The 19,864-nt window shown below is 70.2% G+C and carries 20 protein-coding genes; 14 read left to right on the forward strand and 6 right to left on the reverse strand.

Annotated features, from left to right (window positions below; translation table 11 throughout):
• The first annotated feature begins 316 nt into the window (after nucleotides 1-316).
• Complete coding sequence (locus tag ACZ6W9_RS11965; protein ID WP_389956112.1) at nucleotides 317-625, forward strand: hypothetical protein; 309 nt, start codon at nucleotides 317-319, stop codon at nucleotides 623-625.
• A 172-nt stretch (nucleotides 626-797) separates the two neighbouring features.
• Complete coding sequence (locus ACZ6W9_RS11970) at nucleotides 798-2,762, forward strand: hypothetical protein (protein ID WP_470117637.1); 1,965 nt, start codon at nucleotides 798-800, stop codon at nucleotides 2,760-2,762.
• An 8-nt stretch (nucleotides 2,763-2,770) separates the two neighbouring features.
• On the opposite strand, the gene ACZ6W9_RS11975 is transcribed toward ACZ6W9_RS11970, so the two are convergent.
• Nucleotides 2,771-3,244 (reverse strand): hypothetical protein, encoded by a 474-nt coding sequence (locus ACZ6W9_RS11975; protein ID WP_389956106.1) that lies wholly within the window; start codon nucleotides 3,242-3,244, stop codon nucleotides 2,771-2,773.
• Nucleotides 3,245-3,698: 454 nt separating this feature from the next.
• Between ACZ6W9_RS11975 and ACZ6W9_RS11980 the strand changes: the two genes are divergently transcribed.
• The gene (locus ACZ6W9_RS11980) at nucleotides 3,699-4,526 is read left to right on the forward strand and encodes a helix-turn-helix domain-containing protein (protein WP_470117639.1); all 828 of its coding nucleotides are present in this window, start codon (nucleotides 3,699-3,701) and stop codon (nucleotides 4,524-4,526) included.
• Nucleotides 4,517-4,723 (forward strand): DUF397 domain-containing protein, encoded by a 207-nt coding sequence (locus ACZ6W9_RS11985; RefSeq protein WP_389956100.1) that lies wholly within the window; start codon nucleotides 4,517-4,519, stop codon nucleotides 4,721-4,723. Before ACZ6W9_RS11980 ends, ACZ6W9_RS11985 begins: the two co-directional genes overlap by 10 nt.
• Nucleotides 4,724-4,832: 109 nt before the next feature.
• Here the strand turns inward: ACZ6W9_RS11985 and ACZ6W9_RS11990 are convergent, their stop codons facing one another.
• The 3 genes from ACZ6W9_RS11990 to ACZ6W9_RS12000 form a co-directional block, all read right to left on the reverse strand.
• A complete protein-coding gene (locus ACZ6W9_RS11990; protein WP_389956097.1) occupies nucleotides 4,833-5,114 on the reverse strand; it encodes a metal-sensitive transcriptional regulator in 282 nt (93 codons plus the stop codon).
• A 106-nt stretch (nucleotides 5,115-5,220) separates the two neighbouring features.
• Nucleotides 5,221-6,654, reverse strand: a complete 1,434-nt coding sequence (locus ACZ6W9_RS11995) for an MFS transporter (RefSeq protein ID WP_389956095.1) — start codon at nucleotides 6,652-6,654, stop codon at nucleotides 5,221-5,223.
• A gap of 136 nt (nucleotides 6,655-6,790) precedes the next feature.
• Nucleotides 6,791-7,066: a heavy-metal-associated domain-containing protein gene (locus tag ACZ6W9_RS12000; RefSeq protein ID WP_389956092.1), complete on the reverse strand. Its 276-nt coding sequence runs from the start codon at nucleotides 7,064-7,066 to the stop codon at nucleotides 6,791-6,793.
• A gap of 471 nt (nucleotides 7,067-7,537) precedes the next feature.
• Here ACZ6W9_RS12000 and bla point away from each other — a divergent pair, with 471 nt between their 5' ends.
• Both bla and ACZ6W9_RS12010 read left to right on the forward strand, forming a co-directional pair.
• Nucleotides 7,538-8,542: a class A beta-lactamase gene (gene bla, locus ACZ6W9_RS12005; RefSeq protein WP_470117643.1), complete on the forward strand. Its 1,005-nt coding sequence runs from the start codon at nucleotides 7,538-7,540 to the stop codon at nucleotides 8,540-8,542.
• 280 nt (nucleotides 8,543-8,822) lie between these two features.
• Entirely contained in the window at nucleotides 8,823-9,632 is an 810-nt protein-coding gene (locus tag ACZ6W9_RS12010) for an ATP-grasp domain-containing protein (RefSeq protein ID WP_389956085.1), read from the forward strand.
• Nucleotides 9,633-9,813: 181 nt separating this feature from the next.
• Here the strand turns inward: ACZ6W9_RS12010 and ACZ6W9_RS12015 are convergent, their stop codons facing one another.
• Complete coding sequence (locus ACZ6W9_RS12015; RefSeq protein ID WP_470117645.1) at nucleotides 9,814-10,575, reverse strand: SDR family oxidoreductase; 762 nt, start codon at nucleotides 10,573-10,575, stop codon at nucleotides 9,814-9,816.
• Nucleotides 10,576-10,850: 275 nt separating this feature from the next.
• Between ACZ6W9_RS12015 and ACZ6W9_RS12020 the strand changes: the two genes are divergently transcribed.
• From ACZ6W9_RS12020 to ACZ6W9_RS12045, 6 genes are all read left to right on the forward strand, one after another.
• A complete protein-coding gene (locus tag ACZ6W9_RS12020) occupies nucleotides 10,851-12,704 on the forward strand; it encodes an ABC transporter substrate-binding protein (protein WP_389956079.1) in 1,854 nt (617 codons plus the stop codon).
• Between the two features lie 7 nt (nucleotides 12,705-12,711).
• Nucleotides 12,712-13,770 (forward strand): ABC transporter permease, encoded by a 1,059-nt coding sequence (locus tag ACZ6W9_RS12025; RefSeq protein ID WP_389956077.1) that lies wholly within the window; start codon nucleotides 12,712-12,714, stop codon nucleotides 13,768-13,770.
• A 137-nt stretch (nucleotides 13,771-13,907) separates the two neighbouring features.
• On the forward strand, nucleotides 13,908-14,756 hold the full coding sequence (locus ACZ6W9_RS12030) for an ABC transporter permease (RefSeq protein ID WP_389956347.1): 849 nt from the start codon (nucleotides 13,908-13,910) through the stop codon (nucleotides 14,754-14,756).
• Nucleotides 14,753-15,829, forward strand: coding sequence for an ABC transporter ATP-binding protein (locus tag ACZ6W9_RS12035; protein ID WP_389956074.1), 1,077 nt, complete (start codon nucleotides 14,753-14,755; stop codon nucleotides 15,827-15,829). The genes ACZ6W9_RS12030 and ACZ6W9_RS12035 overlap by 4 nt, the downstream gene beginning before the upstream one ends.
• Nucleotides 15,826-16,839, forward strand: a complete 1,014-nt coding sequence (locus ACZ6W9_RS12040) for an ABC transporter ATP-binding protein (RefSeq protein ID WP_389956071.1) — start codon at nucleotides 15,826-15,828, stop codon at nucleotides 16,837-16,839. Before ACZ6W9_RS12035 ends, ACZ6W9_RS12040 begins: the two co-directional genes overlap by 4 nt.
• A gap of 149 nt (nucleotides 16,840-16,988) precedes the next feature.
• Nucleotides 16,989-17,174, forward strand: coding sequence for a hypothetical protein (locus ACZ6W9_RS12045; protein ID WP_389956069.1), 186 nt, complete (start codon nucleotides 16,989-16,991; stop codon nucleotides 17,172-17,174).
• Nucleotides 17,175-17,178: 4 nt separating this feature from the next.
• Here the strand turns inward: ACZ6W9_RS12045 and ACZ6W9_RS12050 are convergent, their stop codons facing one another.
• The gene (locus ACZ6W9_RS12050; RefSeq protein ID WP_389956066.1) at nucleotides 17,179-17,775 is read right to left on the reverse strand and encodes a TetR-like C-terminal domain-containing protein; all 597 of its coding nucleotides are present in this window, start codon (nucleotides 17,773-17,775) and stop codon (nucleotides 17,179-17,181) included.
• 89 nt (nucleotides 17,776-17,864) lie between these two features.
• Here ACZ6W9_RS12050 and ACZ6W9_RS12055 point away from each other — a divergent pair, with 89 nt between their 5' ends.
• Both ACZ6W9_RS12055 and ACZ6W9_RS12060 read left to right on the forward strand, forming a co-directional pair.
• Complete coding sequence (locus ACZ6W9_RS12055; RefSeq protein ID WP_470117649.1) at nucleotides 17,865-19,103, forward strand: alpha/beta hydrolase family protein; 1,239 nt, start codon at nucleotides 17,865-17,867, stop codon at nucleotides 19,101-19,103.
• Nucleotides 19,100-19,747, forward strand: a complete 648-nt coding sequence (locus tag ACZ6W9_RS12060; protein WP_389956061.1) for a VC0807 family protein — start codon at nucleotides 19,100-19,102, stop codon at nucleotides 19,745-19,747. The genes ACZ6W9_RS12055 and ACZ6W9_RS12060 overlap by 4 nt, the downstream gene beginning before the upstream one ends.
• Nucleotides 19,748-19,864: the final 117 nt, after the last annotated feature.

Below are 19,864 nucleotides of genomic sequence, written 5' to 3' on the forward strand. Positions count from 1 at the left end.
GGCCCGGCGCTTCCCCGCGTGCGAGGCGTGCGATGCCCGGTTGCTTCCCCGCGTGCGCGGACCTCCCGGTCTCCGGATCACCGAGACCGGGAGGTCCGCCGTGGCAGGGGAGAGCCCGCCCGGCCGAGGCGAAAGTCGTGATATTTCAAAACGGGATTCCACGGGAAATGGCGGATCGGGCCGGGCGATAAGCGAACCCGAAAACGGGGCAAACGCCATCCGAGCCTTGTCGGCGTGAACGATCAATACCTACTGTGGTATTCAACGGTATTCAACGGTCTGTTTTCATCGGGGTCCTGGAAAGGGCGGGGGCGGTGTGGCCGAGCCGATGGTGCCCAATCCCCGGCACGCGGAACTGAGACGCCTGCTGGCCGAGGCCGCGGACCGGGCCGAAGAGGTACGGCGGGCCTACCGGCCCTCCTCCGCGGCGATGCGGTCGGGGCGGGTCTGGACGGGGCCGACCGCCACCGCGTGGACCGCCGAGCTGGAGGCCAGGCACCGGCGGCTCGGACAGCTCGCCCAACGGGTGGTCGACGCGATCGAGGAGGAGCTGCGCCGCCAGCCCGCCACGGTGCCCGAGTCGCAGGCGAACGCCATGCGCCGGGAGGCGGCCGGCCGAACCTGACCGGCGCGGCCCGAGCTCCGGCCGGACGCCGAACCCGACCGGCGCGATCCGAGCCCTCGCCGGACACCGAACCCGACCGGCACGGCGCCAGCTCTCGCCGGACACCGGGCCGTCGCCGACCGGCTCGACCGGTCCCATCCGCCCGTCAACGATCGAAAAGGGGGAAGTCCCGGTGGCATCCAGTGACGAGTTCTGCGGCATCGACCCCGAGGGGATGGGAGGGCTGGCGTCCTCCCTGGGCGGCGCGGCCGACCGGCTGACCGCCCTCAGCCGGGAGCTCGACGGCAGACTGCGGCGGTACGGGATCAGCGCTCCGGAGCTGCGGGAGATCGCCGACATCGCGGGCTGGGGCGGCGAGCAGGTGTCCATGCTGCGCCGCCGGATCGACCTGATCAACGACCTGGGCGCGGGCGCCCCGGAGCCGGGCGGCACGGGAGGGGCCGGTGGCTCCTCGCTCGTCCGGCTCCCCGCCGACCTGGAGGCGCTGGAGGCCGCCCGGGGACTGGCGACCATGTACGGCAAGGACATCTTCGTCACCTTCGAAGGCGACTTCCAGGCCAAGCTGATCCACGAGCACGTCGACGAGATCGCCGCCCTGGCGAAGAACCCCCAGGCCGCCGCAGCCTTCTACGCTCTGCTGTCCCCACAGGTCCGCGACAGCCTGGCCAGCCGTATCGCGCGCACCGGCAGCAAGACCGCCAAGCAGGACCTGGCGGCCTTCAGCAAGGTTCTGGGCGCGGCTCTCCACGCTCCCGCCCTCGTCCCCGCATTCACCAAGGTCAAGGCCGACCTGGCGAAGCCGACCAATGACAAGGCCGCTGCCTGGAACCGTCTCGCCCTGCTCAAGGGGGCAGGCGCTCCGGCGGACGTCCGCAGCGCGGTGGCCCGCGGCCTGGTCCTGGACGACTTCGCCAAGAATCCGGGCCAGGACCGCCGCGCCGCCGGAACCACCGATACGAAGGCGTACGGATACTCCGCCGACCTGGTCGCCATGTCGCTGGATCTCCTCGCCGGGGACGGCGCGGCCGTACGGGACGCGTTCGCGAAGATGGGCGGGACGGATCTGAAAATGAGCCAGGTCGACAAGATGAAACACCTCATCGGCTACGCCAAGGTGATCGACACCGGGGACGAGGTGGCGGCGGCCTTCGGCCGGGCCGTGAAGGCGGGCACCGAGGCGACGACCGAACAGGCAGGGCATCACAGCCCGGAGGCCGCGGCGTTCACCATGGACATGATGAGGGCGGCGGGCTCTTTCGGTGAGGACATGCCCGAGGCCGCCCGAGAATCCATGGTGGCCATCGCGAAGTCCTACATCCATGAAATGGCCTCGGGTGCCCGTTTCGACAAGGCCGTGGACCGCGCCTCCGGCATGAAGATCCCAGAGAACTGGATCACTCTTCCGGGGGTGACTCCGGCGTTCTATCTCAGCCCCGGTGACACCCATCGCTTCCTCAAGACCTTCGTCGGGGACGAACGGCTCACCGAGGACTTCGACACGGAAGCGGGCCGGTTCCGCCATGACACGTTGACAGCCGCAGCCCGTCTGGACGCACGTGGCACGACCAGATACTTCGAAGACACGGCGAGGATGTTCGGTGACCTCGCCGGAGTCGAGTTCAAAGCGACGCTGGATGTACGTGGCGAACTGGACGCCACCGACGACCTGATCCGAGACATCACAAAGAACACCATGGCTCTTGGAATCGACAAGATCCCCATCCCAGGAGCCGCCTGGACCCTGGCCAAGGCATACGGCATCAGCACTCTTCTGGACGGTTGGGCCGACAGCTTCGAGACCAGGGTCGAGAAAGCGACCGGGGCTCGATCGGACTTCGTCCTCCGCCAGAAGTACGACATGGCGTATATCCTCCACGAGGCTCGCTACCCCGCGAGTGATCCGCCGCCCGAACTTGTCAGCAAGAAGACTGGCCATCTAAAGACTTATGATGAGCTCTTCAACGAAGCCAAGAGAGAGGTCAGTAAAGACAAGACGTTGGAGCAAGCGCTCCGGACGAAGTTGGCCTCATACGAGCAGTGGATGGATCGCAATGACGGGTTCGACAAAAAAATTGAATACTCGTCGGCGTTCCTTGCCAGCGAGCAAGCCAAAGAACAAATAAGGGTATGGAACTAGCGCGGCCTTCATCGTGGCAGGCAGGTGGTCATGGCATACAGTCGCCACGTAGGGGGTTCAGGGGAAATATACACGATCACTGTGACCCCTGAACTCTTAGAACCCTGAACGAAGCGCCCCTCTTCTGCATTTTCCTGACTGGAATCAGAATTAACCTTGTAGCCAAGCCGCTGGGCTAGGACGTTCTCCATAACTGCCTGAGCCCGCCCAAGATGAGAGGTCAGAGGCTCGTCGGCTCGTTCATCGTCTGCCGTGGCTCGCAACACCCGCTTAAATTTCCCTTTATCGCATGGGATGTCTTTTTCTGGACGCTGCAACACTCGGAGTTTCATAAGTGGGTTCTTGAAGAGATCGTCGGTCTCCAGGCGGTGCGTATCCTTCTGCAGCTCGGCCGCCGCATCCTTCAGTGACGGCTCGGAGGCGCATCCCGAGGCCGCCATGGCCAGTGTCAAGCCGATGGCCAGCAGTCGGGTGATACGCATTCAGCACCTCCGGAGCGGCTGAGACCGGGACATCCCAATCTTCGCCCACTCCGCCCGGCTGCGCCACACCCTTCGGCCACCTATTTGTCAGCAGTGACCGTTTTGGATCGATCGGCCGATTTGAGGGCCAGACTCTTCGTGCCTTCGATGGCCGGAGAATCGCCCGTCACCGTGGCTTCACCCTCCGAAGCCTTCTGCCGTGAGGACAAACGCCCGGCAGTCTCCGCGGCATTGACTGACCGTTCCCTCCGTTCTATGGAGTGACGGAAGATTTTCTCTATAGTGCTATTGGGGTTCTAATTCCTGTGCTTAGAATGCCTCACCCACGGTCAGTCGATCAACAGATCATAAGACCATTTTAAAGCAGGCGATGACAGTGGCTGGCATGACCATGCCAGATCAATGTCGACAATCGAGGGATAGGTCCGTTTTTTCTAATTCGGGAGGAAGTGCGATGGACAACATGCCATCTCTGGACCCCGGCTCCCCGCGTGTGCGGTTCGGTGCCGAGATGCGGCGGCTGCGTGAGGCCGAGCAGCTCTCCCAGGCCGCCGTCGCAGCCCGCCTGGGCTGTACCCAGACCCAGATCAGCCGCCTGGAGGCGGCCACCCGCACTCCGTCGAGATCCGACGCCGAACGGCTGGACCAGCTCTTCAAGCCGTCCAACGCCTCGTCGTTCACCCGCATCTACCAAAGCATCGTCTCCCAGTCCCGCAGCCCGATCTGGTTCCGCGACTGGGCCGAGGAGATCGAGCCCACCGCCCTGGTCCTGCGCTCCTGGGACCCACTCCTGATGCCCGGCCTCCTCCAGACGGAGGCGTACGCCCGCCACATCTTCAGCCAGGAACCGCACACCACTTCCGAGGAGATAGAGGAGCGGGTAAAGGATCGAATGGACCGGCAGAGAGTGCTGGATCGACAAGGCTCCTTCTCCCTTCTCTTCCTCATCGACACGGGTGTCCTCCGTCGGCAGGTAGGCGACGCGGAGGTGATGCGCGGTCAACTCGGCCATCTTCTCGATGCTGCAAAGAGGTCGAACATCTTCCTGCAAATAGTGGACCCGAAATGCCTTGTCGGGCTTCTCGGCGCATTCATGATCGCTGAGCTTCCGCATGGACAGCCGGATACCCTCCACGTGGACTCCTCAGCTGAAGGGCACGTCACGATGGCCCCGGAATCCGTGGCAGCGACCTGGAAGCGCTATGAAACGATCCGGCTATGGGCCTACCCTGAGCACATGTCCCTCAAGATGATCGAGGATGCGAGGCGGGAATGGACCTGAGTAATGCTGTGTGGCAAAAGTCATCGCTTTCCGGCGGAAACGGTGGTCAGTGCGTCGAGGTGGCCGCCGACCTGCCCGGAGTGGTCGCGATCCGGGACAGCAAGGACCCCGACGGTCCCAAGCTGCTCTTCAGCCCCGCTGATTGGCGGGCCTTCGTCGGTGGAGTCAAGGCCGGGGAGTTCGATGTCTCGCGCTGAGCCGTACTCCGGTTCGGTCATCGTGTTCGAGGCGGAGCACGGACGGCCATCGACGGACGGCGGGTGGCTCGTGTTGATCGGTGGACGGGCCGCGAGCCGGTCGGGATGATCAGGAGCGGACGAGGCGGGCGACGGCGTCGGAGGCTTCCTTGATCTTGGCGTCGGCCTCGCCGCCGCCCTTGGCGATCGCTTCCGCGACGCAGTGCGCCATGTGCTCTTCGAGCAGTTCCAGGGCGAACGCCTGGAGCGCCCTGTTGGCGGCCGAGACCTGGGTGAGGATGTCGATGCAGTACTTGTCCTCGCCGACCATCCGCTGTAGTCCACGGACCTGTCCCTCGATCCGGCGCAGCCGCCTGAGGTGGTCTTCTTTGGCTTCCGTGTATCCGGCCATCTCCCCGCTCCCTGCTCTGAGGCCCGTCGCCCTACCTAACACCCCACCCCCCTACCGTATTTCGCGGGCCCGCCGTCGCTGGGGGCGGGCCCGCTCGTCGTCACTCTCACACCCGGGTGGGTGCCGCCTCGGCGTCCGCCGCGGGGGACCCGGCCGATGCGGGTCTCCGCATCAGCAGCAAGGTCAGTACGGCTCCCGACACCGCCACGACGGCCGCGCCGACGAAGGCGGCCTGGAATCCGTCGGTGAGCGCGGCCCGGCCGGTCGCTCCGGCGGTCGCCCCGCCGGTGGCGAGCGCGGTCATCACGGCCAGGCCGAGGGCCGAGCCGATCTGGTAGGTGGTGTTGACGATGCCGGACGCCAGCCCGCTCTCCTCGGGCCGCACGCCGGACATCGCCGACATCATCGCGGGAATGTAGGCCAGGGACATCCCCACCGCGGCGACCAGCGACGCGGGCAGCACGTCGGCGGCGAAACTTCCGTCCGCCCGGACCAGGGACAACCCGGCCACCCCCGCCGCGAGTACGGCGAGCCCGATGACGATCAGCGGCTTGGCGCCGAACCGGCCGAGCAGCCGGGCGGTGATCCCGATCATGAAGATCATGACGGCGACGGTCATGGGAAGCAGGGCTGCTCCGCTGGGGAAGGCGCTGTAGCCCAGGACCTGCTGCAGGTAGAGATTGAGGAAGTACCACATCGGGATCCAGGCCGCGCCCAGCAGCGCCATCGCCAGGTTGGCGATGGCCAGTCCGGGGGTGCGCCAGATCGCCGGCGGCATGAGCGGCTCCCGGACCGCGCGCTGCACGAGCAGGAACAGCGCGAGCAGCGCGACCGCCCCCGCCAGTTCCAGCAGCGTCGTGGCAGATCCCCAGCCCTGTTCCGGAGCCCGCACGATGGCGAACACGGCCAGGGCGATCCCGGCGGTGACGGCCAGGCCGCCGAGCACGTCCACCGAGCCGCGCCTGCCGGCGACCGCGGGCAGCAGGGCCGGTACGGCCAGCAGAGTGGCGACGCCGATCGGGATGTAGAGGATGAAGACCCACGGCCAGCTCAGATACTCGGTGACGACCCCGCCGAGGAACACTCCGGCGGTGCCTCCGGCCGGCGCGGCGGCGCCGTACAGCGCCATGGCCCTGCCGAGTTCGCGCGGGTCGTGTCCGAAGAGCATCATGAGCAGGGTCATCGAGGCCGGAGCGATGAGGGCGCCACCGGCGCCCTGCACGCCCCGGCCGAGGATCTCCATCCACGGGCCCTGCGCCGCGGCGGCGACGACCGAGCCGGCGATCAGGACCAGCCAGCCGGCGGTGAAGACCCTGCGGGCGCCGAACAGGTCGGACAGGCGTCCGCCGAGCAGCAGCAGGCCGCCGAAGGCGATGACGTAGGCGTTGAAAACCCACTGCAGGGCGTCCGCCGTGAAGCCGAGGTCGCGCTGGATGTCGGGTAGAGCGACCCCGATGATCGAGGTGTCCATGATGACCATGAACTGCGCGGTGGCGAGCACGACCAGTGCCCGCCATCTGCGCGGATTGACGGCGTTCATGCCGCACTCCTGTTCTTCGCATCCGCCTCGCGGTGGGAGGATGCGGTAGGGGTCGGGTGTGATGTCGAGTCGGGCCGATCCCGCAGGTGGGCGTGCATGCCAGTGCACGCCCACCGCCTTCTTCCGGGACCCGCCCCTAGGGCCGGCTCGCCAGCGCGTAGCCCGCCTGTTCCACCGCGGCCCGGATCTCCTCGTCGGCGAATCCCGAGCCGCTGACGGTGACCGCGCCGGTAGGGAGATCGACGGCGACGCCGGTGACGCCGCCGACCTTGCCGATCTCCCCGGAGACCGACGAGACGCAGTGTCCGCAGGTCATTCCGCTCACCGAATAGACCTTGCCGTCCGCCGCGCCCGTCTCAGCGGGCGCCTCGGTCCGCACCTGCTCAGTGCCGCACGCACACGCAGTGCACATGTCCGTCCTCCTTCTCGTTTACCCATGGGGGGTATGTCGAGCGAGACTGTAACATACCCCCACAGGGTTTATCTTCCCGGCTGCGCCTCCGGAGGGGCCGGATGAGGGCCTTCCGCCGGTTCCCGCCCCGCCGCCGCGCCGCCCCGCCTCCCGGGGTGGCGGCTCGAACCTGAGGCCGGCCGGACGGGTCTCCGCGGGAGTCGGGCGGGTCGAAGACGGGTCCCTGTGGGAGCCGGGCGGATCTCTGCGGGAACGGGGCGGGTCGAGGGCAGGTGTCTGCGGGAGCGGGGCGGGTCGAGGACGTGTTGCGGGGGTTATGTCGCCCCGACCCTCCATGATCATTTTTTGGTGCTCTGACCTGGCTTTATATCCATTCGATTATTGATCCGGCGATCATGCGAATATTGGACATCGGCTGATCCGTTCTGATGTGCTCGCAGCTCCGTAGTCATCGAGACCGAAGGACATGGCATGCGACCCCTGCACACCCGGCGTTTCCCCGCGGCACTGAAGGCCGCCGCGCTGACCGTCTCCGTCCTGGCGGGTGGCGCGGTCCACGGCCCGGCCGCAGCCACGGCGGCCGTCCAGACCCCCGCGGCGGCCGTTCACGCGCCGGTGGCGCAGGTCCGGCACGACCGGCAGGCGGTCGCGCCGTCCGGTCAGGCCGAGGCCGGGCGCCGGCTGCGCGCGCTGGAGGCGTCGTTCGACGGCCGGATCGGCGTCTACGCCGTCGACACGGCCACCGGTAAGAAGATCACCCACCGGGCCGGTGAGCGTTTCCCGCTGCTGTCCACTTTCAAGGCGGTGGCCGCCGCCGCGGTGCTGGACAAGGCCCGTACGACCGAGCCCGGGCTGATGGAGAAGGTCGTCCACTGGACGCAGGACGAGGTGAAGGAGAACTCGCCGGTCACCGAGCACCACGTGGAGGACGGACTGACCGTCGCCGAGCTGTGCGACGCGGCCATCACCGAGAGCGACAACACGGCCGGCAACATGCTGCTGAAGCAGATCGGGGGCCCGGCCGGCCTCACCCGGTACTTCCGCACCCTCAAGGACCCGATCTCTCGCCTGGACCGCTGGGAGACCGAGCTGAACATCTGGAACCCCAAGGAGAAGCGGGACACCACCACCCCGGCGGCCATCGCGGCCGACCTGCGCGAGCTGACGTTCGGTGACGCGCTGAACGCCAAGGACCGGGCGCGGCTCAACGGGTGGCTGCGCGCGAACAAGACCGGTGACAAGCGCATCCGCGCCGGGCTGCCCAAGACCTGGACCGTCGGTGACAAGACCGGCGCGAGCTCGTACCACGGTGCGACGAACGACATCGCCGTCGTCTGGCCGGAGAACGCCAAGGCCCCGCTGGTCATGGCGATCTACACCACCCACCGGGCCGCCAAGGCGCCCAACGAGAACCAGGCCATCGCCGACACCGCGACCATCGTCGCCCAGGCCCTCGGCAAGCTCCCCAGGAGCTGACCCGGGCCGCCCGGGGCCTCCGCCGCTTCCCGGGTTCCGGCCCCGGCCGTAGACCGCCCGGCCGCCTCCGCCGCTTTCCGGCCCCGGCCGCGGACCGCCCGGCGGCCCGCGGAGTCCCAGCTCCCGGCCGGGCCGACCGGGCCGACCGGCCATCCGGCGGCCTCCGCCGCGTTCGGCCCGTCACCGTCGGCTCTGTGGAAATGCTCTGCTTTATGTAGTGTTCATACGGTTATTTGATGACTTACGTATAGGACACCAAGTGAGCGTTTCCGCGGCCTATGTGACATTCGCTGACCCGGATGGGATCGACGACGAGAAGGAGGTCGTCCTCGCGGCCTGGGCCGCGGCCGGGATCGGCGGGCGGGCCGTGCGCTGGGACGACCCCGAGGCGGACTGGGCCGGCTTCGACGCCGCCGTGGTCCGTTCCGCCTGGGACTACATCGACCGGCGCGAGGAGTTCCTCGGCTGGGCCGGCCGCGTCGAGCGGGTCACCCGGCTGCTCAATCCGGCCGCCGTGCTGGAGCGCAACACCGACAAGACCTACATGCGGGACCTGGACGCGCCGTTCATCCCGACCTGCTGGGTCGGACCGGGTGAGACGCCCGACCTGCCGGTCCTGGACGAGTACGTGGTCAAACCCGCCGTCTCGGCCGGGGCGCGCGACACGATCAGGACCCGTGACCGCGGCAAGGCCGAGGCGCACGCAGCCCGGCTCGCCGCCGAGGGCCGGACCGTGATGGTCCAGCCGTACCTGGACATGGTGGAGACCGAGGGGGAGACCTCGCTGGTGTACCTCGGCGGCCGGTTCAGCCACGCCGTACGGCGCAGCGCGGCGCTGACCGCCGGGGCCGCCACGGAGCGGCAGAACAGCCGGGCCGAGCTGCGCGACCCCGCGGCCGATCAGGTGGCGCTGGCCGAGCGGGTGCTCGGCGAGCTGCCGGACCTGCTCTACGCCCGCGTCGACATGGTGCGCACGGCCGACGGGACCCCGGTCCTCATCGAGCTGGAGCTGACCGAGCCCTACCTGTTCCTGCGTTACGCGCCCGGCGCCGCCGAACGCCTCGCCCGAGCCCTCGCCGAGGCCGTCTGAACCGCCGCACCGCCCGGAAGGGGAACCGATACGGCGTGCGCCCCGGCGCAGTGGGGCGCACGCCGTACGGGGCTCGTCCCGGCGTCGTCACCGCCTCGGCGGCGCACGGCCGGAGGGGCCGCCTTCGGAGCGCTGCGGCTCGATCGGCTCACCGCCCCGCCGGCGCGCGGCCGGAGGCGGCTCAGCCGTGGGCGGTGATCCCGCCGTCCACCGGGATGACCGTCCCGGTGAGGTAGGCCCCCGCCCGCGAGGCGAGGAAGATCGCGGTCCCGGCCATGTCCTCGGGGGTGCCGATCCGGCCGAGCGGTACGTGCGACTCGACGGCCGAGCGGGTCGCCGGGTCGTTGAGCGCGAACGCCATCATCTTCGACTCGAACGGTCCGGGCGCGATGGCGTTGACCGTGATCGAGTCCGCGGCGAGTCGCTGGGACAGGTGCCGGGTCAGCATGTGGACGGCCGCCTTGGTCGCCGAGTAGGCGTAGGTCTCCATGGCCGGGACGCGGATGCCGTCCACGGACCCGACGTTGATCACCCTGGCCGGGTCCCCGGGGCTCGCGGCGGCGCGCAGCAGCGGCAGGAATCGCCGGGTGAGGCCGAACACGCCCTTGACGTTGATCCCCCAGAGCTTGTCGAAGGCCGCCTCGGGATACTCCTCAAGGGGCGCGCCCCAGGTGGCCCCGGCGTTGTTGACCAGCACGTCCAGCCGTGACTCTCGTGCCGAGACCGCCTCCGCGAGCGCGGCGGCGCCGTCCTCGGTGGACAGGTCGGCCGGTACGGCGACGCAGCCCAGCTCGGCGGCGGTCCTCTCCACCTCGGCGGCCTTGCGCGAGGAGATGTAGACGGTGGCCCCGGCCCGGACGAAACCGGTCGCGATCATGCGTCCGATGCCCCGGGAGCCGCCGGTGACGACGACCGTCTTGCCTTCCACGGAGAACAGAGTCATGTTCTGCAGCATGCCGTACCGGCGGCTTCACCGTCCACGCGGTCCCGCCGGGCCTCCCGGGCGGCGAGAAGGGCGCGGGTCGCGCGCCGCCGCCTCCCACGGTCGCCGGTGCGCCGTCAAGACCCGTCTCACCGGAGCCCCGGGCCGTGACTGAAAAGAAATATCACGCCAGGAAACGAGAGTGAAACAATCTTCCACCATTCGTTGACACGCGCCATCCCTATGGTGTGGCTTCTTCTACAACGATTCACCGGTTCGAAGGTGGGACAGAAACGATGACCAGATTGGGCGGGCGCCTGGCGGCGCTGGGCGTGGCGCTGGTAGTGGCCACACTCCCCGCTGCGCAAGGGCAGGCGCAGACACAGGCCACGCAGGCGCAGGCCGTACAGCAGAAGGCTCCCGCAGCCGGAAAGAAGATCGTCCGCATCGGCGCGACGCAGGCCGTCGACTCGATGAGCCCGTTCCTGGCGGTCCGGCTGGTCTCCTCGTCGGTCCACCGGTGGATCTACAGCTACCTGACGGTCCCCGACCCCAAGACCCTCCAGCCGAGCCCCGATCTGGCCGAGTCGTGGGAGACCTCCGACGACAAGCTGACGTGGACCTTCAAGATCCGCGACACCAAGTGGTCCGACGGTCAGCCGGTCACCGCGCAGGACGTCGCGTGGACGTTCAACACGATCATGACGAACGACGCGGCCAAGCAGGGCAACGGCCCGGTCGTGGAGAACTACGAGAGCGTCACCGCCACCGACGACCGGACCCTGGTCATCAAGACCAAGAAGCCGCAGGCGTCGATGCTGGACAACCCCATCCCGATCGTGCCCAAGCACGTCTGGGAGAAGGCCGGCGACCCCGGCAAGTTCCAGAACGACCAGTACCCGATCGTCGGCTCCGGCCCCTTCATCGCGGTCGAGCACAAGAAGGACGCCTACGTCCGGCTTGAGGCCAACCCGAACTACTGGCAGGGCAAGCCCAAGATCGACGAGCTGGACGTCGTCTTCTACGAGAACCCCGAGGCCGCGATCACCGGCCTGAAGAAGGGCGACATCGACCTCATCGGCCGCCTCGACGCCCCGCAGTACGAGGCGCTCAAGGGCGACCCGAACATCGTGCAGTGGAACGGCAACGGCCGCCGGGCCGCCTACCTCCAGATCAACCACGGCGCCACCACGATCGACGACAAGCCCGTCGGCGACGGCCACCCCGCGCTGAAGGACCAGAAGGTCCGCCAGGCCATCCACTACGCGATCGACAAGAAGGCCCTGGTCGACCAGGTGCAGAACGGCCTGGCCGTGCCCGCCGACGGGTCGATCATCCCGCCGATGTACAAGGACTTCTTCTGGCAGGCCGAGGGCGACGAGAAGGTCACCTTCGACATCGCCAAGGCCAACCAGATCCTCGACGACGCCGGATACAAGAAGGGCCCGGACGGCGTCCGGACCATGCCCGACGGCAAGCGCAAGCTGGAGATGCGCTTCAGCATCCACACCGACGCCCCCGTCGAGGACAAGCTCGCCCAGTACCTCACCGGGTGGCTCAAGCAGATCGGCATCACGCTGACCACCAAGAAGCTCGACTCGACGAAGTTCACCGAGGAGACCGGCTACACCGGCCTGTTCGACATCGCCATCAGCGGCTGGTCGGTCAACCCCGACCCCGAGGAGATCCTCGCCACCCACCTGTGCAGCCGCAGGCCCACGGCCAGCGGCGACGGCGGCGGCACCGAGTCGTTCTACTGCAACCCCGACTACGAGAAGCTCTACCAGGAGCAGCTCAGCGAGCTCGACCGCGCCAAGCGCGCCGAGGTCATCAAGAAGATGGAGAAGCAGCTCTACACCGACGCCCCGGTGATCGCCCTCTACTACCAGAACGACCTGGAGGGCTACCGCAAGGACCGGATCTCCAGCATCACACCGATGCCGGAGGACAAGGGCATCTTCTACGGCGCCAGCGGCCACTGGCCGATCTACTCGCTGGACGCCCCGGCCCCCGCGGCCGCGGGCTCCGCCGGTGACGGCGGCTCCAGCACCGGCCCCATCATCGGCGGCGTCGTGGCCGTCGTGGTCCTCGGCGCCCTGGGCTTCTTCCTGGCCCGCCGCCGCCGTTCCGTCACCGACGACCGCGAGTAGCGTCTCGATGACCGCACCTCTCGACACGGAGCCCGCCGCCGCGACCGCGGCGGCGGGCCCCGCCATGGAAGAGCGCGGCGCCCATCGGGGGGTGCTGCGCTACGCGCTGACGAAAACCGGCGGGGCCCTGCTCAGCATCGGCATGGTCATCGTCGCGACGTTCTTCCTGTTCCGGCTGATCCCCGGCGACCCCGCGCTCGCCTACACGCGCGACGTGCCGCTCAGCCCGGACCAGCTCGACCTGCTGCGCCGCCAGATGGGCCTGGACAAGCCCCTGATGCAGCAGTTCGCCGACTTCGTGCTGCGGACCGTGCGCCTGGACTTCGGCACCTCCTACGAGTACCGCCGGCCGGTCCTCGACCTCATCGGCGAGCGGCTGGGCCCCACGCTGGTGCTGGTCGGCACCGGCCTGGTCATCGCGGTCAGCCTGGGCCTGTGGCAGGGCACCCGGGCGGCGTGGAAGCACGGAAGCCGGTTCGACCGGATGTCCACCGGCGTCTCGCTCGTGCTGTGGTCGGTGCCGACGTTCTGGCTCGGCCTGCTGCTGCTGATGGTCTTCGCCGCCGGCATCGGCCCGATCCCGGGGATCTTCCCCACCCGCGGCATGGAGGGCGTGGACGCGCCCGACGGCCTGGCCTACATCCCGCACGTCGCCCTGCACCTGGTGCTGCCGTGCCTGACCCTGGTCGCCGTGGTCTACGCCCAGTACCTGCTGGTCATGCGGTCCTCGCTGCTGGACGAGATCGGCCAGGACTACGTGACCACCGCCCGCGCCAAGGGCCTGCGCGACGACCAGGTGCGCCGCCGGCACGCGGTGCCCAACGCGCTGCTGCCGACCATCACGCTGGTGTTCATCCACATCGGCTTCGTCGTCGGCGGCGCGGTGTCGGTGGAGACCGTCTTCTCCTGGCCGGGACTGGGTCTGCTGTTCTACGAGGCCATCAAGGGTCCTGATTTCGCCGTCATGCAGGGGACGTTCATCGTGGTGTGCACCGCCGTGATCATCATGAACACGCTGGCCGACGTGGCCTACCACGTCCTGGACCCGAGGGTGAGGTCGGCGTGAGCACTCCGAACACCACGGGACCGGGGAGCACCGGGAACCCGGACGGCGCCGGAAACGCGACCGGCGCGGGGGACAGGGGCGGCGCCGCCGGCTCCGTCAGCGCCGCGAGCCTCGCCCGGACCCGCCGCAGGCTCGCGCTGGCACGTTTCTGGCGCGAGTACCGCCGCCAGCGCGCCGGGCTGTACGGCGCGGTGATCCTCGTCGTGGCCGTCGCCCTGGCCCTCCTCACCCCGCTGCTCACCGACTCCACCGGGCTGGACGTCACCCAGGCGACCGGCGCGAAGATGGCGGCCCCGAGCCTCGCGTTCCCGTTCGGCACCGACGAGTCGGGCCGGTCGGTCCTGCTGATGGTGCTGTGGGGCTCGCGGATCTCGCTGCTCGTCGGCTTCCTCGCGGCCCTGCTCAGCATGGTCATCGGCACGGTGGTCGGCATCGCGGCCGGTCACTTCCGCGGCTGGACCTCCGCCGTGCTGATGCGGATCACCGACTGGTTCCTGGTCCTGCCCTCGCTGGTGCTGGCCCTGGTGCTCGCGGCCATCCTCGGCGGCAGCACCGCCACGATCATCCTGGCGATCGGCGTGACGTCCTGGGCGTCCACGGCCCGGCTGATCAGGGCGCAGACGCTGTCGGTGGAGGCCAGGCCGTACATCGAGCGGTCCCGGGCGCTGGGCGCGGGGCACTGGCACATCATGACCCGGCACGTGCTGCCGAACGTCGCCCCGCTGGTGCTGGCCAACACCACCCTCCAGGTGGCCAGCGCCATCGTCGCCGAGTCGACGCTGGCCTTCCTCGGCGCCGACTCCGGCCAGGTGTCGTGGGGCGGCCTGCTGCGCGGCTCCTACGACTGGGGCGCCGCCACCGCCGGCGCCTGGTGGTACATCCTCGCGCCGGGCCTGTGCATCGTCGCGGTCGTGATGGCGTTCACGCTGTGCGGCCGGGCGCTGGAGGCCGTACTCAACCCACGCCTGCGGGGGGTTTCCCGATGAGCCTGCTTCAGCTTCGCGACGTCTCGGTGACCTATCGGGTCGCCTCCGGCGAGGTGCCGGCCGTACGGGGGGTCTCCCTGGACCTCGAGGCCGGTCAGGCGCTCGGCGTCGCAGGGGAGTCGGGGTCGGGCAAGTCGACGCTGGCCATGGCCCTGCTGCGGCTGCTGCCCCGCGACGCCCGGGTGACCGGCGAGGTCCTGCTCGACGGCGAGGACGTCCTCGCCATGAAGTGGGGACGGCTGCGCGCGGTCCGCTGGGCGTCGGCGTCGGTCGTCTTCCAGGGGGCGCAGCACGCTCTGAACCCGGTGCGCCGCATCGAGGAGCAGATCGCCGAGCCGCTGCTGGTGCACGGCAAGGCCACCGCCGCCCAGGCCCGGCGCAGGGTCGCCGAGCTGCTGGAGCAGGTCGGCCTGCCCGCCTGGCGGGGCCGCAACTACCCGCACGAGCTGTCGGGCGGGCAGCGCCAGCGCGTGATGATCGCCATGGCGCTGGCCTGCTCGCCGCGCCTGATCATCGCGGACGAGCCGACGACCGCGCTGGACGTGATGATCCAGGCACAGGTGCTGACGCTGATCCGCTCGCTCATCGCCGAGCACGGCATCAGCATGATCATGATCTCGCACGACCTGTCGGTCCTGGCCTCCATGTGCGATCGCCTGGCGGTCATGTACGCCGGTCAGGTGGTGGAGCACGGCCCCTCGCGGGAGGTGTTCGCCGACGCGCGCCACCCCTACAGCCGCGCCCTGTCGGCCGCCTTCCCCACGGTCGGCGACCCCGCCTCCCGGCTGGCGCCCCGCGGCCTGGCCGGCGACCCGCCCGACCCCATGCACCTGCCGTCCGGCTGCTCCTTCCACCCGCGCTGCGACGTCGCCCTGCCCTCCTGCGCGTCGCGGCCGATCGAGCTGTGGCCGGCCGGGGAGGGGCGCCGGGCCGCGTGCGTGCACGTCCTGCCGGACCCGGCGCTGCCGGGGGATCTCCCGGGCCACAAGGACGTCCCGGGCGTCTCCGGGGACCTCCCGGAAGGCGCCGAGGATGATGTTCCGGTCATGCGACCGGCGAAGGAGGTCCGGTGAACGGGCGAAGCGACGGTACGGACGTCGAGGCCCCCCTGCTGGAGGCCCGTGACCTGCGCGTGGAGTTCAGCGCGCGCGGACGGCGCGCCCGCGCGGTGGACGGGGTCAACCTCGCCGTCGGCCGGCGGGAGATCGTCGCCCTGGTCGGCGAGTCCGGCTGCGGCAAGACGACGCTGGCACGCACCCTGCTCGGGCTGGAGCGCCCCACCGCGGGCGAGGTCCGCTACGACGGCGCCCCGCTGAACTACTCCTCGCGTGCGCTGAAGGCCTACCGGCGCGAGGTGCAGCTGGTGCTCCAGGACCCGATGGGGTCGCTCAACCCCCGGCACACCGTCTACGAGGCGGTGGCCGAGGGGCCGCGCATCCACGGCATGGCCGACGAGCACGAACGGGTCGTCTCGGCGCTGTCCCGGGCCGGGCTGCGCCCGCCGGAGCGGTTCCTGCAGTCCTACCCGCACGAGCTGTCCGGCGGCCAGCGGCAGCGCGTCGTCATCGCCGGGGCGCTGGCCCTCGACCCCGGGGTGCTGATCGCCGACGAGCCGGTGGCCTCGCTGGACGCCTCGGTGCGCGGGGAGATCCTCGCCCTGCTGCTGCGGCTGCGCGACGAGCTGGGCCTGTCGGCGCTGGTCGTCACCCACGACCTCGGGCTGGCCTGGAACATCGCCGACCGCGTCGCGGTGATGTATCTCGGCCGGATCGTCGAGTCCGGGCCCGTCGAGCAGATCCTGACCTCGCCGTCGCACCCCTACACCCAGGCGCTGCTGTCGGTGCTGCCGGAGTCGCCCGAGCCTGTGGTGCTGGGCGGCGAGCCGCCGGACCCGACCCGCATCCCCGGCGGCTGCCGCTTCCATCCGCGCTGCCAGGTCCTCGCCTCCGGCGCGGCGGCCGAGGCGGGGGTGGACGGGCGGTGCAGGTCGCAGCTCCTGGACATCCTGCCCGCCGCGCCGTCGTCGGCGGAGACCCATGTGGCCTGCCACTACGCGGAGGCGACCGCCCCGGCCCGCTCCTGACGCCCGGCGCGGACACCGGTGCCGGACCCGGCGGATCCCCACGGCCCCGCCCCGGTCCGCTCCTGACGCCCGCGTCCTTCCGTGCCCCGCCGGGACATACACCGGCTCCCGGCGGGCACGTCCTCCCCGTACGAAGAGGAGGGGAGCACATGTCACAGCCAGAGGAGAACAGGTCGCTCGCCGACCGGCGGGACGATCCCGAGGCATATGCGGAGCCCGACATCGCGGGCGAGTTCACCACGTCGGAGACCGATCCGGCGGGCCAGCCCGAGTCCGACCCCGACGAGCACGTCTACGGGGAGGCCGAGGGCTACGAGAGGCCGACCGAGGCCTGACGTCTCAGCCGGCCGCGGCCCCGGGGCCGCGGCCGGGCAGCGACAGCAGCCGGTCGACCAGGGCGACGGCGTGCCCCACGTCCGCGGGCCCGCCGAAGAAGATCATGTGGAAGTACAGCGGCGCCTGGACGACCTCCATCAGTTCCAGCAGCGCGGGTGGGTCCTCCCCGCGCGCGGCGGCCCGGTCGAGCATCGCCTGGAGTTGCACGGCGCGTTCCAGCAGGTAGGGGTCGGGCTCCCCGGCGTCCTCGGCGCGGTTGCCGAGCATGGCGGCCCGCACGTAGACCGGGCCCAGCGGACCGGCCAGGTCGGCCGCCATCCGGGTGGCGTACGCCTCCAGGTCACCGCGGAGCGTGCCGGTGTCCGGGACGGGGGAGGAGCGGGTGAGCCGCTCGGTCACCGCGTCGTCGATCAGTGAGCCGAGCGTGCCCCAGCGGCGGTAGATCGTGGCCTGGTGGACGCCGGACCGTTCGGCCACCTGGGTTACGGACAGATCATCCCAGTCCTTCTCGAGCAGCAGGTCGAGGACGGCCTCGTGCACTGCCGCGCGGACCTTGGCGCTGCGGCCTCCCGGCCGGTGGGCGGGGCGATGTTCTGGCATGGCCCAATGTTAACGCGAATCCCATTGCGTTAGCAGTCCGCTCCCGCTACCTTAAAGCGAAATAGCTCGCTTTAAGTGAAGGGGATCCGGTGCGTCCACTGGTCTTCGAGAAGGACCCGTCGTTCTGGTACGAGACGCTGCGGGTCCTGGGCCACATCGCCTACGGCGGCGCCGACTTCGGCGAGGTGGCCGTCACCGTGGAACGCGTGGCCGAAGGCGACCGCGACGGCTGGCACGACGCGTGGCGGGCGACGGCCGACCGGGTCGCCGCCGAGGCCCGCCGGAGCCACGCGGCCGGCCACCGGGTCAGCGCCCACGACGCCTTCCTGCGTGCCTCCACCTACCACCGCTCGGCCGGGTTCTTCCTGCACGGCGACACCGCCGGCCCGCACGGAGACTCCGCCGGTCCGCGCGCCGACGCCGCCCACGACGAGGCCGTCGCCTGCTTCCGGGCCGCCGCCGAGCTGTCCGACCTCGACATCCGTCCCGTCGAGATCCCCTACGGGAGCACCACCCTGCCCGGCTACCTCTACCGGGCGGGCGACGGGCCGGGCCCGGTCGTCGTGATGCACAACGGCTTCGACGGAAGCGCCGAGGAGATGCACTTCTTCGCCGCCGAGGCCATGGTCCGGCGCGGCTACCACGTACTGACCTTCGACGGACCCGGCCAGCCGGGGCCGATGCGTCGCGAGGGCCTCGTCTTCCGCCCCGACTGGGAGAACGTCGTCGGACCCGTGCTGGACTTCCTGCTCGACCGGCCCGCGGGGGAGGCGATCGCCGACCCCGGCTGTGTCGCGCTGCTGGGCGCGAGCATGGGGGGCCTGCTGGCGCCCCGCGCGGCCGCCTTCGAACCGAGGATCGCCGCGCTGATCGCGTTCGACGGCGTCTACGACATGGGCTGGAAGGTCACCGCCGTCTTCGACGGCGACCGGGAGGCCGCGCGGGCCGCCCTCGCCCTGCCCGAGGCGGACGACGCCATGGCCGCGCTCATGGCCGCCGACCCGGTCACCCGGTGGGCGGTCGTCCACGGCATGCGGGTCATGGGCGCGTCCACGCCGCGCGGCTACGCCGCCGCCCTGCTCGACTACCACCTGCGCGACGGCGTCGCCGAGCGGATCACCTGCCCCACCCTCGTCTGCTCGGCCGCGGGGGACTTCGCCTTCGCCGGCCAGCCCGAGGCACTGTACGAACACCTGACCTGCGACAAGACCTTCGCCGAGTTCACCGCCGAGGAGGGGGCCGACGCGCACTGCCAGTCAGGGGCGCAGCGGCTCGCCATGGCGCGCATCGGCGACTGGCTGGACACCACCTTCGGGAGCATGAGATGAACCGTTCGATCGTCGGCGTGGTGCTGTGGGACGTCGTCCCCGTGATCGCCGCCTACTACGTCCTCCGCGCCGTGGGCGTCGGCGAGTACGCCGCCATGCTCGCCGCGACCGCGGTCGGGTTCCTCCGCGTCGGCTACGTCGCGATCCGGGAACGCAGGTTCGATGGCTTCGCCGCTTTCGTGACCGTCGTCTTCGGCGTCGGGATCGCCCTGTCCCTCCTCACCGGCGACGAGAGGACGCTGATGGCGACGAAGTCCCTCACGACCTGCGTCGCCGGGCTCATCTTCCTCGGCACCTGCGTCGCCGGCCGTCCGGCAGCCTTCGCCGTGGCCAAGCGCTTCGGCGCCGAGGACGAGGAGACCGCCCGGCGCTGGGACGTCCTCTACGCCGCCGAGCCCTCCTTCCGCCGGGTCTACCTGGTCATGACGCTCGTCTGGGGAGCGGTCCTGCTGGCCGAGTCGGCCGCCCGGATCCCGCTGGTCTACCTGCTGCCCGTCGACGTCATGGCCGGGCTGTCGTCGCTCCTGCTCATCGCCACCATCGCGCTGCTCGGCGTCTGGAGCGCCTGGTACGGCGGACGCGGCGAGCGGCTGGCGACGGCCCTCCGGGAGCGGGACGGGCGCAGGGAGCCCACGGGCGCGTGAGGCGGGCGGCGCGGCGGGTCCGCCGCGCCGCCCTCGACGCGGACCGGCGCCGGTGACGGGCCCGCCCCCCGCCCCCCGGCGGCCGGGCCGCGGCCGGGCCTGCCGCGCCGGCGGCCC

The organism is Streptosporangium sp. NPDC053982 (assembly GCF_055585205.1).